The organism is Pontibacter chitinilyticus (genome assembly GCF_039748935.1).
Classification (GTDB): Bacteria; Bacteroidota; Bacteroidia; order Cytophagales; family Hymenobacteraceae; genus Pontibacter; species Pontibacter chitinilyticus.
Genome location: NZ_JBDIZJ010000009.1, coordinates 90,044 through 105,819 on the forward strand (window position 1 = coordinate 90,044; position 15,776 = coordinate 105,819).

Below are 15,776 nucleotides of genomic sequence, written 5' to 3' on the forward strand. Positions count from 1 at the left end.
GCCGCTGTGGAATCAGGCTCCTTATAGTTAGACATACAACCATGTTCAGAGAAAAAGTTGAGGCGTTCATGCGCCAGTTCCAATCCGATTTATGCCAGGCGCTCGAGACAAGTGATGGCGGGGCCACCTTTAGCACTGATACGTGGCAGCACGAGGAAAGCGGCGGCGGTATTTCGCGCGTGATAGAAGGAGGAAATGTGCTGGAAAAGGGCGGCGTAAACTTTTCGGCCGTTGAAGGGCAGCTGTCTCCCGTGTTCCTGAAGATGCTGGAAATGCCCGACCCGAACTATTTTGCCACAGGCGTATCGGTGGTGCTGCACCCGCACAGCCCCATGGTGCCGATCACGCACATGAACGTGCGCTACTTTGAAGCCGGTAACGGGCAGGCCTGGTTTGGCGGCGGCATCGACCTGACACCTATTTATGTTGACCTCGCGCAGGCGCAGGAATTTCACCAACGCTTGAAAGAGGTATGCGACCGCCATCATGCCAGCTACTATGCCGAATTCAAGAAGTGGGCGGATGATTATTTTTATAACCAGCACCGCGATGAAACGCGTGGCGTAGGCGGCATTTTCTTCGACCGCCTCATGGCGACCGATGAGATAAGTATAGAAGCGCGGTTAGCTTTTGTGCACGACGTGGCGTATGCCTTCGCGCCTTTTTATACCAAGCTGATGGATCAGAACCGCGACCTGCCGTATGGGGAGCGCGAAAAGCAGTGGCAACTCATGCGCCGGGGCCGCTATGTGGAGTTTAACCTGGTGTATGACCGCGGCACCAAGTTCGGGCTGCTCACCAAGGGGCGCATCGAATCCATTCTGATGAGCCTGCCGACACTTGCCTCGTGGCAGTATAACTTTACGCCGGAGTCCGGCAGTGCGGAAGAGAAAACGCAGCGGTACCTGAAAAAGGATATTGACTGGCTGAACGTGCAGTAAACATGATGGAGACGCTGGAAAAGCTCGACAAGCAGCTGTTTATAGATATTAACAGTATACATAGCCCCTTCTGGGACAGCATTATGCTTTTTATGTCTGCGAAGCTGGTCTGGATTCCTTTTTACATGGCCATTGTGGGGTACATCATTTACCGCTACCGCCGCCGGAGCATCCCCATGCTGCTGCTGGCGGTGGCAGCCATTGGCCTTGCTGATTTTATTGCTTCCGGCCTGTTCAAGCCCTACTTCGCACGCCTTCGCCCCTGCCATGATCCTGATCTGGCAGCCTTGGTCAATATTGTAAAAGGATGTGGCGGGCAGTTCGGCTTTATGTCGTCACATGCGGCAACTACGTTCGCGCTGGCTGTGTTCTTTAACCTGGTGTTGCCTGCCCGCTACCGCATTTTCAAGCTGTTGCTTCTGGTCTGGGCGCTGCTGATTTGCTACAGCCGCGTATACCTGGGCGTGCATTACCCCTTCGATGTGCTGGGCGGGGCAGTGCTCGGCTCCTTGCTGGCTTATGGAAGTGCCCTTGGTTATACTTACCTCGTGAACAAATTCCCTAACATGTATCGTTAAACCTTTAGCAGCACTGGCTGTTCTCCCCGTGATCATACAGGAGCATAAAGGTTTGCAAAGAATCCTAACTATTACGAGTTTATACTTGAGTCTTCTGCTTCTGCTGGCGCATCCCGCGGCAGCGCAGGAACGCTTTCGCTTATCCGGCCGCGCGACAGATGCTGCTACCGGCGAGGCACTGGCGGGTGCGGCCATATCGCTGCAGGAGCTGCCTGAAGTAGGTGCTATTACGGATGCGCAGGGCAAGTATACCTTCACAGCACCAGCCGGCACTTACATGCTGTTGGCTAAATATGTCGGGTATGCGACCTGGCAACGAACGGTGCAGCTTACGCAGGACCTGCGGCAGAACATCTCCCTTAATGCCGGGGCCTATGATGTGGAAGAAGTGGAGATCACAGCTAACCGGCAGCCCCCTCTCACCGAATCCGCCATGATGGGACAGCTGGAACTGCCCCTTGAAACCATCAAAACACTGCCGGTCTTATTTGGAGAGCAGGATATTTTGAAAACGATCCAGCTGCTGCCGGGTGTACAATCGGGAGGCGAGGGCAACACAGGCTTTTACGTGCGAGGGGGAGCGGCAGACCAGAACCTGGTGCTGCTGGATGGCGCGACCGTGTACAACCCCGGGCACCTCCTTAACTTCTTTTCCGTTTTCAATTCCGACGCCATCGAGAGCACCACTTTAATAAAAGGCAGTATGCCCGCCCGCTACGGTGGCCGGCTTTCGTCGGTGCTGGATATCGGGATGAAAGACGGCGATTTCTCCAAGTATAAAGTAGAGGGCGGCATTGGGCTAATCTCCTCTCGCCTAACCTTGCAGGGGCCGATTGCGAAAGAAAAAGCCTCCTTTCTGCTCTCGGGCAGGCGCACCTACATGGATGTGCTGTTTGGCCCTTTCCTGCGGAATACCCAGCAAGGAGGTATTCCGTTCTACTTTTATGATCTGAATGGCCGGCTCAACTATACCCTCTCACCCAGGGACAGGCTGTCGCTGGGTGGCTACTATGGCCGCGATGCCGGCAAGCTCAAGCTTTCTGATGGCCGCTTTTCATCTGATTTTTTCTGGGGTAACGCCACCGCTACTGCCCGCTGGAATCATCTGTTCTCCGACAAGTTCTTCTTGAACCTGTCGGCTATCCTGAGCAAGTATGATTTTCAGTTCGGCTGGGACTACGGCGGCATCAGCACCAACGTACAAACCGGCGTACGCGACTACAGCCTTAACCTGGATCTGGATTATACGCCTAACGTGCGTCACCACCTGCAGTATGGCATCCAGTATACTTTCCATCGTTTGCAGCCCCGCTCCGGCGAGGCACAGACCGAGCAGGGGCAGAATTTCTCGACTGACCGCCTCTTGCCCAAGTATGGACATGAGGCTGCCCTCTACATGTCGGATGATTGGAATGTAACTGATAAACTGCTGCTGAGCCTGGGCTTGCGCAACAGTTACTTTCAGCAATCGGGGCCATTTACCTTGTACCGGTTTGATGCGGAGCAGCTCGTAACAGATTCTACCAACTATAGCCGGGGCGAGAAAGTAAAGCAGTATCAGGCGCTGGAACCTCGGGTATCGCTGCGGTATGAGGTAAGCAGCCGATCTTCCGTCAAGGCCAGCTTTACGCAATTGGCACAATACGTGCACTTGGTGTCGAATGCGTATACCACACTGCCACTGGATGTATGGGTGCCGAGTTCGGCTCTGGTAGAGCCGCAGCGGGCGACGCAGTATGCGCTTGGCTACTTCCGTAGTATGCAAGAGAACATGTATGAGGGTTCGGTGGAAGTATACTATAAAACGATGCGCCACCAGCTGGAGTACCGCGAAGGCTTTGTGCCCGGCCCCAGCAACCGCGATCTGGAGTATGAGTTTGTGACGGGCAGGGGCCGATCATATGGAGTGGAGCTGTTTGTACGCAAAAACCTGGGCGATCTACAGGGTTGGCTGGGCTATACCCTCTCCCGCACCACCCGTACTTTTCCGCAGCTGAACAACGGCAACACCTTTGCTGCCCGCTACGACCGGCGCCACGACCTCTCGCTGGTGGCCAGTTACAAGTATAACAGCCGCTGGACCTTTGGTGGCACCTTTGTTTACGGCACCGGCCAGGCCACTACCCTTCCTTCGCGCCGCTACCTGATTGAAGGCAACGTAGTGTACCAGTATGGGGACCGTAACAGTTTCCGGATGCAGCCGTTCCACCGCCTCGACCTGGCTGCCACGCTGGCAGGTAAGGAACAGAAGAACTTGAAATCGAGCTGGACCTTCTCCCTTTACAACGTGTATGGGCGTCAGAATCCGTTTTTATACTACATCGACAGCGAAGGCGAGCCCTACAGCGGAAGTATAAAACTGCAGGCCAAGAAAGTATCCGTTATTCCTTTTCCGCTGCCGTCTGTCACCTGGAATTTTAGTTGGTTATGAGCATGAAGCAATTTTTTTTTAAAGTCTGGCCCCTGCTGCTTTTGCTCTTGGTAGGTTGTGAGCAAAACCTGACGCTGGATTTACCGGAAGGTGAAGAGCAGCTGGTGGTGGAAGGCCACATCGAGCAGGATGCACCGCCGATCCTGATTCTGACGCGGACGGTACCTGTTTTCTCTGCTATCTCTCCTGAGCAACTGGCCAAAAGCTTTGTGCACGATGCGCAGGTAACTGTAACATCGCAGGGCCAGGATTACGTGCTGCAGGAAGTGCCATCTACCCAATTTTCAGCCGAATTAAAACGCATTGTGTCGGAGCAGTTGGGTATTCCGCAGCAACTGCTTGGCAGCAGCAGTTTTATCTACTATGTTTATACTTCGGATGTGCTGAAGGGTGAGCTTGGCGGCTTCTACAAGCTGCGCATTAGCCAGGGCGGCCATGTTCTTACCTCCTCCACCACCATTCCGCAACTCAACCCGCTTGATTCGCTCTGGACAGTACCGCACCCATATCCCAAGCAGGACAGCCTCGTGACGCTTTTCTACCGCTACACCGACCCTGATACGCTAGGCAACAGCATCCGGTACTTTACGCGGCGCAACCAGGAGCCTTTTTATCCCGGCTATTTCTCATCCGTGTTTAACGATGAACTGGTGAACGGAAGCTCCATCAGCTTCCCGCTGGACCGGGGCGAACCGAAGGGGCAGCAGGAGGTGGACAGGGAACTGTACAGCTATTTTGGCAAAGGCGACACCATTACAATACGCTGGGCCGCCATAGATTTGGCTCATTACCGCTTCTGGAGTACGCTGGAAGCCGAGCAGAACAACAACGGCAGCCCTGTGGGCTCTCCTAATACCGTGCAATCCAACATACAGGGCGGCTTCGGCATCTGGGGCGGCTATGCTGTCAGTTATTATCGTTTTATCGTGAGGTAAGTTTGATCCGGACGCAGGCTTCTACACCAGGCAAAGTTGCGGTTTACAAGTATAAAACTAGCGCCCCAGCAGTTTTGCAACATACTTGCCGATGATATCAAACTCTAGATTTACGCGTGTGCCGGGCTGTACGTGCTGCAGGTTGGTGTGCTCGTATGTATAAGGGATAATGGCGACAGAAAAGCGGTCTTCTTGTGAATTTACCACGGTCAGGCTGATGCCGTTCACGCAAACAGAGCCTTTCTCCACCGTTACATTTCCCGTTCCGGCATCATAGCGGAAGGTGAAAACCCAGCTGCCATTCTCATCCTCCACTGATTCGCACACAGCGGTTTGATCCACATGGCCTTGTACCACATGGCCATCGAAACGACCGTTGGCCTGCATGCAGCGCTCTAAGTTTACCAGATCGCCTGACCTGAGATCATTCAGGTTCGTTTTCTGCAGGGTCTCATCAATGGCCGTAACCGTATAAGTCTCCCCTTCCAGCGCTACAACCGTCAGGCAAACGCCATTGTGTGCCACGCTCTGATCTATCTGCAGCTCGTTTGTGAAGGGCGATAAAACCGTGAAGTGTTTGTTGGTGTTTTCTTCGCGGATAGCTGTAACCTGGCCCAGAGCCTCTATTATTCCTGTAAACATCGGTTCAGTTTCATTTGGATAATCAAAGGTACTAGCTTTTAACAGTTAATTTTTAACTTTAAAACGCTTAAAAGCAGGAAAAAGGACCATTTTCTGCGTTGGTATGCGTATTTTCGCAGTAGCACAACTGACAAGTAAGGCCAGGCTTTGCTAGGCCCTGATTCGATGTCAGCGCTTTTAAACGTATATACTTCATGCAAACCGATTCGTACAGACATAAAGGCATGCGCCGCGCCCTGGTAAAGCAACTACAGGAAAAAGGCATTCGAAACGAGCGCGTGCTGGCCGCTATCGACGCTGTACCACGGCACTTCTTTTTTGAAAAGGCTTTTCTGGAGCAGGCCTACCAGGACAAAGCTTTCCCGATTGGCGAAGGACAAACCATATCACAGCCATATACTGTAGCATTCCAAACGGAGCTCCTGCAGGTAGAACCAACTGACAAAGTGCTGGAGATCGGGACGGGCTCTGGCTACCAGTGCAGTGTGTTGCTACAACTGACACCCCATGTGTATACCATTGAATACAACAAACCGTTGTACGATAAAGCCCGCCTGTTCTTTAGAAAGTATGGCTTACACCCGCATACCTTTCATGGCGATGGCTCAGAGGGCCTGCCACAGCATGCGCCTTACCACAAGATTATTGTAACTGCCGGAGCGCCCGGTGTACCCAAAAGCCTGGTGCAGCAGCTCTATATCGGAGGATGCCTTGTTATTCCGGTCGGCAATGAGCAGACGCAGAAGATGTTGCGCATTACGCGGGTGGAAGAAAACGAATTTACCAGAGAAGAATTTTCAAACTTCAAGTTTGTGCCTTTGCTCGGGAAGTCGGGCTGGGATGTAGAAATGCAGTAGCACACATGGCTGGCGGCTTATACTTTAGCAGTTCGCTTTATCCTTTGCGAGCGGAAACGTATCTTTGCGGCAGAATAATAGCTTAACCGAATGCGTAAACAGAAAAAAGTACAAGACTCATATGTGATTATGACTGAGCTGGTGTTGCCTAATGACACCAACACCCTGCACAACCTGATGGGAGGCCGCATGATGCACTGGATGGACATTGTTTCGGCCATTGCGGCACAAAAACACTCCAACCGCATTGTGGTAACCGCCTCTGTCGATAATGTTTCCTTCGCTGAAAGTATAAAGCTAGGCAACGTGGTCACGCTGGAGGCGAAAGTAACCCGCGCTTTCAGTTCCTCTATGGAAGTGCATATTGTGGTGTATGCAGAGGATATCCCAAGTGGCAAAAGAGTAAGATCAAATCAGGCGTTTTTCACGTTTGTGGCCGTAGACCAACAGGGTAACCCGATTGATGTGCCCGAAGCGGTTCCGGAAACGCCGGAAGAAGTTGAGTTGTACGACGGAGCCTTGCGCCGCCGGCAGCTGCGCCTGGTTTTGGCGGGCCGCATGAAACCTAGCGAGGCAAACGAACTGAAATCTATTTTCGATATCGCAGAAGATACCCTCTAAACTTAAACCGATGGCAGGATTACAGGCAGATGATGTAAGCACCGAATTTTTGAGGAACTTCTTAACCGAAACCCTGTACCTGGTCCCGGTGGATGCCGCTGCGCCTGCTCCTCTAAATGAAAGCGTTGCTACACCGGCAACTCCTGCTGTACCTGAACCAATAACGGCTGCTCCAAAGATTACACCCCCTGCTCCGTTTAAAGCCGATAAACCTGCGGCTACACCTGCTATTCCTAAGCTTCTGAATATAGTGGCTCCAACGGTTGCTGCCTGTCAGATAGCCGGAGAAAACAAGAAAGGGGTGCTTGTGCTGGTTACGTTACCTGATCAGGAGTTCCAAAAGCTGCCGCAGCTGGAGTTTCTGCAAAAAATATTGTATGCCATTGGCCTGCAGAAAGCTGATGTGGCTTATGTGAACAATGTGTCTGGCAAAATTGCGCGATTTGAGGAATTGCAGCAACAGCTGGAAGTAAATTACATTATCAGCTTTGCCAGCCGCCTGGATACCGAGCTGCCACATGAGAAATTTACGCTCTATAATCCGGTATCTGTGGGCACTGTTCCGGTGGTCTTTTCACAGGCACTCTCGGTACTGGAGCATGAAGTGGAGCATAAAAAGAATCTATGGAATGCATTGCGGCAGATGTTCTTGTAATGAAGCGGCCTCAGCAAGTATAAGCTCATCTCTAACCAAAAGAAAGCGGCCTTTCCTGGTATCAGGAAAGGCCGCTTTCTTTTGCACAGCTATTGGTCTATTGACACAACAGCTTTAGTATATTACTTGAGGAGAACTGCCAGCTTTTGCTCCAGGTCTTCGCCACGCAACCCTTTGGCAATAATCTTGCCCTGCGGATCGATTAAAACAGATTGCGGAATAGCATTTACGTTGTATAACTGGGCGGCGCTGCTCTGCCATCCCTGCAGGTCCGAGACATGCGACCAGGATAGGTTATCATCCGCAATGGCTTTGAGCCATTTATCTTTAGACTGGTCCAGCGACACGCCAAAGATCTCAAAACCTTTGTCTTTATACTTATTGTACATCTTCACCACATTGGGGTTCTCTTTGCGGCAGGGGCCGCACCAGCTCGCCCAGAAATCAACCAGCACATACTTGCCCCGCAGCGAAGACAGGGATTTGGTGCCACCATCCGGTGTTGGCAAGGTAATATCCGGTGCTACCTGCCCGATGGCTGTATTGCGGAATGGCTTCAGCCGCTCGTTCAGCTGAATAGTATAGCGCGAATTTGGAATGTTCTTGTTCAGCAAAGTGGCGATGCTATCGGCAAAAGCAAAATCACTGGTCGGGTCGATCAGGGTGGCCGTACCGAATGCAGTAACTACTGAGTTTGGATGCTGCGCCAGGAAGTCTTTCACTTGCTTTTGCAGCGCTCCATACTCCTCTTGTATCATGACAACAGAGTCCTGGTTGCCGGAGGCCATGGCTTTGTTATAGCGGTCTTCCAGGTCCTGCTGCTTTAATCGCGACTCGTTCACAAGCTTGTTGAGCTGTAGGAACAAGGCACTTTCTTCGGAGCCTTCCACTTTAGCTGTTCCATTCAGATCTTTGGCATCGCCCGCTACTTTTATCTTTTCATTGTCCAGCACCAGCATTAGGCCATTGCGCTGGTCCAGCGTTACCCGGTACATAGTAGGTTCTTTAACGGTACCTGTAAAGGTAAAGGAGCCATCTTTGTTTACTTCAGCCGTATCGCGGGCAATAAACTGCTGATCGCCCAGCTCAAACAAGTATACTTTGTCACCGGCCGTGGCATTCTGCAACTGCCCTTGTACAGTATAGCCATCTTCGTTCGAGACAGATTTATTGCTCTGGCAGCCTGCCAACAGCGCCACCATGGCAGCAGCCGTTACTACTTTTGTATATTTCATACTGTTAGTTATGCGTTCAGGTGTTCCCGCAGCAGCTTGTTGGCTACTTTCGGGTCGGCCTTTCCTTTAGTTTTCTTCATGATCTCTCCCATAAACATGCCAACTAATGCCTGCTTACCGGCTTTGTACTCCTCTACTTTTGCCGGGTTCTCGCCGAGCACAGATTGAATGATCTCCGTCAGTTCATCGCTGTCGGACTGCTGCAGCAGGTTTTGCTCCTCAGCCACCTGCTGCGCGGAGGTGCCCGGATGCTCCAGCATGTACGGGTAAATCTGCTTGGCTGCTACCGAGTGGCTCACCTTGTCTGCATCTACTAAAGCAATAAGGCCGGCAATTTGTTCCGGCTGCAACGGAAAGTCGCGGATGTGCAGCTGCAGCTCGTTTAGGTATGATTTTACCTGGCCCATCATCCAGTTAGAAGCAGCTTTATAGTTGGTTGTATGCTTGCAGAGCTCCTCAAAGTATAAAGCAATTTCTTTTGCGTCAGTCAGCACGGCGGCATCATACTCCGGCAGACCATACTCCTTCACAAAGCGCTGGTACAGTTCCTGCGGCAGACTCGGCATGGCGGCTTTTATACCATCCAGCCACTCCTGCTCAATCACGAGCGGCGGCAGGTCCGGCTCCGGGAAGTAGCGGTAATCGTTCATACTTTCTTTGGAGCGCTGCCCTACCGTAGTGCCAGTGTTGGCATCAAAGCCACGCGTTTCCCCGTCTACTTTGCCGCCGCTTTCCAGCACCATGATCTGGCGTTCTATCTCATGGTCGATGGCACGCTGCACGTTGCGGAAGGAGTTCATGTTCTTCACCTCCACTTTGGTACCCCACAAGGGCGAATCTTTCAGCATCACCGATACGTTGGCGTCGCAGCGTAGCGAGCCTTCTTCCATGTTGCCATCGCAGATATCCAGGTAGCGCACCAGGCGGCGAATTTCCGTCAGGTAATTGTATGCTTCCTCCGAATCGCGGATATCAGGCTCGGACACGATCTCGATCAGCGGCACACCAGCCCGGTTCAGGTCTACCAGTGTCTCTACCTCGCCAGGCAAGTGCATCGATTTGCCGGCATCTTCCTCCATGTGGATGCGGGTGATGCCGATCCGTTTGTCATTTCCTTCCGCATCTTTGATGTTCAGGTAACCCAGCGTACAAACTGGTGTTTTGTCCTGTGTGATCTGGTAGCCTTTCGGAAGGTCGGGATAGAAGTAGTTTTTGCGGGCAAACAAATTGTAACGCGTAATATCGCAGTTGGTCGCAATTCCCATTTTCACGGCCATTTCTACTACCCGCTTATTCACCCGGGGCAACGTACCCGGGTGCGACAGCGTGATCACACTCAGGTTCGTGTTAGGCAGCATGCCATACTCGTTCGAATCAGAAGAATAGGCTTTACTCTCTGTCAGGAGCTGGGCGTGTACCTCCAGGCCAATGATGGCCTGGTACTTATCTCTTATTGCTTGATCCATCTTATTTTATGTACTGTACTGATCAATTTATAGCTGTTATACTTCAGTCTTTATGTAAGTGGTAGCCGCATTATTCGGTCTTAAGTTTATACTTGTTGCTCTCACTAAGGCATGTATGCAGTCGTACTATTTCTGTATGATCGATTTCACTAATTCAAGCGCTTTGGCAGGTATGGCCTGCAAACCGGCGCTATCTTTGCCGCCGGCTGTGGCATAAAAGGGCTGACCGCCGCCACCGCCTTTGATCTCTTTCGCCAATTCGCGCACCAGTTGGCTGGCATTCAGGTTCTTTTCCGCTACCAGGTTGTCTGATAACATCACGGCTAACTGCGGCTTACCATCAATCTCGGTAGCCAGCACCAGCACCAGGTTGTCTACTGTCTGCCGCAGGTCAAAAGCCAGCTTTTTAAGATAGTCCGCATGGCTGACATCTACCCTTTCAGCTACAAAATTCACGCCATCCAGCGACTGTGCTTTTTGCGCCAGCGCATCTTTCAGACTTGTGAGCTGCTTCATTTCATACTGCTCCAACTGCTTTTGCAGGGCTTTGGTATCCTCCTGCAGCTTCTGCACTGCGCCGGATATGTTACTCTGTGTGCCGAGCACCTCCCGCACAGCATGCAGTTCATTTAGCTGCTGCTGCACGTATTCTTCCGCCACAGTGGCAGTAACGGCCTCTATCCGGCGAACGCCAGCGGCAACGGAGCTTTCAGATACGATCTTGAAGTAGCCGATATTGCCTGTATTCCAAACGTGCGTGCCGCCGCAAAGCTCTACCGAGTGCTCCCGGCCGAACGTGATCACACGCACAAACTCGCCATACTTCTCACCAAATAAAGCAGTTGCGCCCATGCGCTTTGCCTCGTCAATCGGCACATTGCGCTGCTCGTCCAACGGAATCGCCTCGCGGATGCGCTCGTTCACCAAATGCTCTACTTCGCGCAGCTGCGCCTCCTCTACTTTCGCAAAATGCGAGAAGTCGAAGCGCAGTAATTTCTCATTTACCAGGGATCCGCGCTGGTGCACATGCTCTCCTAATACGCTGCGCAGAGCAGCTTGCAGCAGGTGTGTGGCCGAATGGTTTTTCCGGATGAAGTTACGGCGCTCGCCATTGATCTCACTTCGGAAAGCCGCTTCTACGTTTTGCGGCAGCTTTGCCGTGATGTGCAGGATTAGGTCGTTCTCCTTTTTTGTGTCCAGTACCTCTACCTGCTCCTTTTCGGAGATCAGGTAGCCGGTGTCGCCTACCTGTCCGCCGCTCTCTGCATAAAAAGGTGTGCGGTCCAGCACCAGGTGATACTCATTTTTGTTCTTTGCTTTTACCTGGCGGTAGCGCACGATGTGCGCATCGGCTGTGTCGCAGTCGTACCCGATAAACTCGTTCACCATGTCCGGCTGCAGGATCACCCAGTCACTTTGCTCGGTGGCGGAGGCATTGCGTGAGCGGTTCTTCTGTTGCTCCATCTCTACAGCAAAGCCAGCTTCGTCCACTTTCAGCCCTTTTTCTCGGGCAATCAATGCCGTCAGGTCCAGCGGAAAGCCAAAGGTGTCGTATAGTTCAAAAGCGGTTTTACCGTCGATGGTCTTGTTCTGCTGCTGAAATGTTTCTTCCATCGCATCCAGGCGCTTCAGCCCATTGTCAAGCGTGCGCAGGAAAGCGTTCTCCTCTTCCTCGATCACGCGCTGCACAAAGATGATCTGCTCCTTCAGCCCCGGGAACACGTCCGCCAGCTGCTCGGCCAGTACCGCGGCCAGCTTGTACAGGAACGGCTTTTTGAAATTCAGAAAGGTGAAGCCGTAGCGCACCGCGCGGCGCAGGATGCGGCGGATCACGTAGCCGGCCTTGTTGTTGCTCGGCAGCTGCCCGTCGGCAATGGCAAAGGCAATGGCGCGGATGTGGTCGGACATCACGCGGATGGCAATGTCGATCTGCTCGTTCTCGCCATACTTAACGCCAGCCTCCTGCGCCACAAACTGGATCAGGGGCTGGAAAACGTCGGTATCGTAGTTGGAGCGCTTGCCTTGGATAGCCATGCACAAACGCTCGAAGCCCATACCGGTATCCACGTGCTGTGCAGGTAGTTTTACTAGCGAGCCGTCAGCCAGGCGGTTGAACTCCATGAACACATTGTTCCAAATCTCCACCACCTGCGGGTGGTCATTGTTCACCAGGTCTTTGCCGTTTACCTGCGCGCGTTCTTCTTCGGTGCGCAGGTCGATGTGGATCTCGGAGCAGGGACCGCAAGGACCGGTGTCGCCCATCTCCCAGAAGTTGTCTTTTTTGGAGCCGAACAGAATGCGGTCTTCCGCGATCATCGTTTTCCAAATATCATAGGCCTCCTGGTCTTTTGCCAGGTTATCCTTCTCGTCTCCCTGAAAAACAGAAACGTAAAGGCGGTCTTTGGGCAACTGGTATACTTCGGTTAGTAATTCCCAGGCCCACGTCAGCGCTTCTTTTTTAAAGTAATCCCCAAAAGACCAGTTGCCCAGCATCTCGAACATGGTATGATGATAGGTGTCGTAGCCTACTTCCTCGAGGTCGTTGTGCTTGCCGCTTACGCGCAGGCATTTCTGGGTGTCAGCAATGCGTTTATAGGGTGCGGGCTTGTTGCCCAGAAAATAGTCCTTGAAGGGTGCCATCCCTGAGTTGATAAACATCAACGTGGGGTCGTCTTTTACCACAATGGGTGCCGATGGCACCACCTGGTGCTGCTTGGATGCGAAGAAGTCCAGAAACTTTTGTCTAATCTCAGCTGAATTCATGTATGAGTATGAAGCATTTAGATACTTAACGCTATACTTGTTGTTTAAGAACAAAAAATATAGAATTTTTGCCTGACAGAAACGCGCTGAATTTGCGGGCTCTGACCTGCGCCTTATAAGCAAAAGTAGCATATTTTAGCTTGATTGAGTAGCATCGGCCGTGAAATTAGTTGCAGCGATATCATCATATAGACTTTTACCTATGCCTTATAAAGAAAAAGAAATCGAGAAGCAGTACTATACTATCGGAGAAGTGGCTGCTATGTTTGATGTCGCTCCGTCGCTGATCCGTTTCTGGGAGACGGAATTTGAGCAACTCAAACCGAAAAAAAGTAAAAAAGGAAACCGCCAGTACACGCCCAAAGATATTGAGATGCTGCGAACGGTATACCACTTGGTAAAAGAGCGTGGCTATACCATTCAGGGGGCCAAAGAGATGCTGCGTAACAAGGCCGTTCAGACAAAAGATAAGATAGAAATTATCCAGTCGCTGGAGAAGGTAAAGGCGTTTTTGGTTGGGATTAAGGACCAACTGAACACCAAAGCCTAGCTGCTGCGTATGCACTTTACCAAATGGTAGAAGAGCAGAATTTATACGAAGTAGCCCTGACTAAGCTGCCCGGTGTGGGCGCACAACTTGCACGGATGCTGGTAAGTTACAGCGGCTCACCTAAAGCTGTATTTAACCTGCCTGCGGGCAAGCTGATCCGTATTCCTGGCATCGGCAACGGGCTGGTGAAGAACATTACAAGCGGCGCTAAAAGTGCCTTGCTACAGGCTGAGCAACTGCTGAAGCAAGCAGAGGAGCAGGATGTGCAGCTGCTTTTTTATACTTCGCCCAAATACCCGGACCGGCTCAAGCAACTGGTAGATGCGCCTATCCTGTTATACTTCCGGGGCAATGGTAACCTGAACCAGCGGCGCATCATCAGCATGGTAGGCACACGGCAGATCAGCAATTATGGCCAAAGTATAACGGAGCGCATTGTGGAAGATCTGAAGCCATACAATGTACTGGTGGTGAGTGGCCTGGCTTATGGCGTAGACATTGTGGCGCACCGGGCAGCGCTACAGGCTGGCCTACCAACCATCGGCGTGATGGCCAGCGGACCGGACACCATCTACCCGGCCGTGCATCGCAAGTATGCCGAGCGGATGCTGACACAAGGCGGTTTGCTAACGGAAAATCCATTCGGCACCAAACCGGATGCGCCGCGCTTTCCGGCCCGCAACCGCATCATTGCCGGTATGTCAGACTGCACCATTGTGGTAGAAGCCGCCCTTAAAAGTGGCACGCTCATAACGGCCAACATTGCCCATAGTTATGACAAAGAAGTAATGGCAGTGCCCGGTAACTTGACGTCTACGGTTTCGGAAGGAACCAACTACCTGATCAAATCCAACAAAGCGGCTGTTTATACTTGCGTGCAGGACCTGGTGGAGTTACTGAACTGGGATCTGGAAGACTCGGCCGCAGCCCGAAAAAAAGCTGCTTTCCAGTACAACCCGGAAGAATTTTCAGAGGATGAGTGGAAAGTGCTGCAGGTGTTGCAGCAATCGCGCGAGGAGCACATGGACAATCTGAGCTGGAAAGCACAACTACCCGTCAGTCTCCTGGCTTCGGTGCTTTTGGGGCTAGAGTTTAAAGGAGTGGTGAAAGCCATGCCCGGCAAAAAGTTCGTGCTGATAGGGTAAAACATAATTTGTTTCATGTATAGAGCCAGGGATAATTATCCCTACACAGCTAGCCGAAAAATAATTACCTCCTCAATTTCAAACTCTCTAACTTTTTAACTCACTTACTCCTAAACTTCCCTCATGCTGCTTTATAATGGCCACATTATACCCGAGGAGGCGCTTCGGCTGCCGCTTTCTAACCGAGCTTTCCAGTACAACGACGGCTTTTTTGAAACGATGATCGTGCTGAATGGGCGCATCCGGTTCTGGAACGATCACGTGGCACGCATGCAGGAGGCGGTGGAAGCGCTCCGGCTTTCTTTATTCGACCAGCTTTCTCCGGATGAGTTGCAGCAGCAGCTCCTGCACCTGGCAGCACTAAAAAACGCTTCTGGGTATGGCCGCTTAAAATTAAAAGTATGGCGCAGTGGCGCGGGGCTATATACACCGCAGACAGATGCCGCCGACTGGCTGGCTACCGCACAGCCCACGCAAGCTGCCGCCGATGAGCCACTAACCATTGGCATTTGCCAGCAGACACAGACACTCTTATCTCCTTTTTCTCACTTCAAAGGGCCTAATGCTCTGCTGTACGTCATGGCCGGACATGAAAAGCAAGCAGGCGACTACAAAGATATGCTGCTACTTTCCTTTCAGGGCGATGTGGCAGAGCTGATCTCGTCTACTATTTTCTGGCTTCAGGGCGATGTGCTTTTTACCCCTGCTTTAACGACTGGCTGCGTAAATGGTATTCTGCGCCGCAACGTACTTCGTGTAGCTCCTGCAAATGGTTTTCGTGTAGAAGAGGTCAGTACAGGGCCTGCCGCCCTTTATAGGGCCGATGCAGTATTTGCTGCCAACGTAACCGGTATCCGAAGTATAAAGGCCATTAATGAGAAAGAGGTGGCCGGAACCGACCACCTCTTTCTGCAATTATTGCAGCAGGCGCTTTTTGCGAAAGTATAGCGCCTTTAT

14 protein-coding genes are annotated in these 15,776 nt (G+C 51.9%); 10 read left to right on the plus strand and 4 right to left on the minus strand.

Annotation, left to right across the window (positions count from 1 at the left end; genetic code table 11):
• The first annotated feature begins 41 nt into the window (after nt 1-41).
• The 4 genes from hemF to ABDW72_RS14135 all read left to right on the plus strand — a co-directional run bounded on the left by hemF (nt 42) and on the right by ABDW72_RS14135 (nt 4,885).
• Nucleotides 42-941, plus strand: a complete 900-nt coding sequence (hemF, locus tag ABDW72_RS14120; RefSeq protein ID WP_347159225.1) for an oxygen-dependent coproporphyrinogen oxidase — start codon at nt 42-44, stop codon at nt 939-941.
• A 2-nt stretch (nt 942-943) separates the two neighbouring features.
• Complete coding sequence (locus tag ABDW72_RS14125) at nt 944-1,519, plus strand: phosphatase PAP2 family protein (RefSeq protein WP_347159226.1); 576 nt, start codon at nt 944-946, stop codon at nt 1,517-1,519.
• An 85-nt stretch (nt 1,520-1,604) separates the two neighbouring features.
• The gene (locus ABDW72_RS14130; RefSeq protein ID WP_347159227.1) at nt 1,605-3,950 is read left to right on the plus strand and encodes a TonB-dependent receptor; all 2,346 of its coding nucleotides are present in this window, start codon (nt 1,605-1,607) and stop codon (nt 3,948-3,950) included.
• A 2-nt stretch (nt 3,951-3,952) separates the two neighbouring features.
• A complete protein-coding gene (locus ABDW72_RS14135) occupies nt 3,953-4,885 on the plus strand; it encodes a DUF4249 domain-containing protein (RefSeq protein ID WP_347159228.1) in 933 nt (310 codons plus the stop codon).
• A gap of 57 nt (nt 4,886-4,942) precedes the next feature.
• Here ABDW72_RS14135 and ABDW72_RS14140 read toward each other — a convergent pair whose 3' ends face one another.
• Entirely contained in the window at nt 4,943-5,527 is a 585-nt protein-coding gene (locus ABDW72_RS14140) for a riboflavin synthase (RefSeq protein ID WP_347159229.1), read from the minus strand.
• 194 nt (nt 5,528-5,721) lie between these two features.
• Between ABDW72_RS14140 and ABDW72_RS14145 the strand changes: the two genes are divergently transcribed.
• From ABDW72_RS14145 to ABDW72_RS14155, 3 genes are all read left to right on the plus strand, one after another.
• Nucleotides 5,722-6,384: a protein-L-isoaspartate(D-aspartate) O-methyltransferase gene (locus tag ABDW72_RS14145; protein ID WP_347159230.1), complete on the plus strand. Its 663-nt coding sequence runs from the start codon at nt 5,722-5,724 to the stop codon at nt 6,382-6,384.
• A 90-nt stretch (nt 6,385-6,474) separates the two neighbouring features.
• Nucleotides 6,475-7,005, plus strand: a complete 531-nt coding sequence (locus tag ABDW72_RS14150) for an acyl-CoA thioesterase (RefSeq protein ID WP_347159231.1) — start codon at nt 6,475-6,477, stop codon at nt 7,003-7,005.
• Between the two features lie 10 nt (nt 7,006-7,015).
• Nucleotides 7,016-7,660, plus strand: a complete 645-nt coding sequence (locus ABDW72_RS14155) for a hypothetical protein (protein WP_347159232.1) — start codon at nt 7,016-7,018, stop codon at nt 7,658-7,660.
• A gap of 122 nt (nt 7,661-7,782) precedes the next feature.
• Here the strand turns inward: ABDW72_RS14155 and ABDW72_RS14160 are convergent, their stop codons facing one another.
• The 3 genes from ABDW72_RS14160 to alaS form a co-directional block, all read right to left on the minus strand.
• Nucleotides 7,783-8,895, minus strand: a complete 1,113-nt coding sequence (locus ABDW72_RS14160; protein WP_347159233.1) for a redoxin domain-containing protein — start codon at nt 8,893-8,895, stop codon at nt 7,783-7,785.
• A gap of 8 nt (nt 8,896-8,903) precedes the next feature.
• The gene (gene gatB, locus ABDW72_RS14165) at nt 8,904-10,361 is read right to left on the minus strand and encodes an Asp-tRNA(Asn)/Glu-tRNA(Gln) amidotransferase subunit GatB (protein ID WP_347159234.1); all 1,458 of its coding nucleotides are present in this window, start codon (nt 10,359-10,361) and stop codon (nt 8,904-8,906) included.
• 126 nt (nt 10,362-10,487) lie between these two features.
• The gene (gene alaS, locus ABDW72_RS14170) at nt 10,488-13,124 is read right to left on the minus strand and encodes an alanine--tRNA ligase (protein ID WP_347159235.1); all 2,637 of its coding nucleotides are present in this window, start codon (nt 13,122-13,124) and stop codon (nt 10,488-10,490) included.
• A gap of 202 nt (nt 13,125-13,326) precedes the next feature.
• Between alaS and ABDW72_RS14175 the strand changes: the two genes are divergently transcribed.
• The 3 genes from ABDW72_RS14175 (at nt 13,327) to ABDW72_RS14185 (ending at nt 15,767) form a co-directional block, all read left to right on the plus strand.
• Nucleotides 13,327-13,674 (plus strand): MerR family transcriptional regulator, encoded by a 348-nt coding sequence (locus tag ABDW72_RS14175; RefSeq protein ID WP_347159236.1) that lies wholly within the window; start codon nt 13,327-13,329, stop codon nt 13,672-13,674.
• A 23-nt stretch (nt 13,675-13,697) separates the two neighbouring features.
• Nucleotides 13,698-14,819: a DNA-processing protein DprA gene (gene dprA, locus ABDW72_RS14180; protein WP_347159237.1), complete on the plus strand. Its 1,122-nt coding sequence runs from the start codon at nt 13,698-13,700 to the stop codon at nt 14,817-14,819.
• Nucleotides 14,820-14,942: 123 nt separating this feature from the next.
• Nucleotides 14,943-15,767 carry an aminotransferase class IV gene (locus ABDW72_RS14185; protein ID WP_347159238.1) on the plus strand — a complete coding sequence of 275 codons (825 nt, stop codon included), beginning with the start codon at nt 14,943-14,945 and terminating at the stop codon, nt 15,765-15,767.
• Nucleotides 15,768-15,776: the final 9 nt, after the last annotated feature.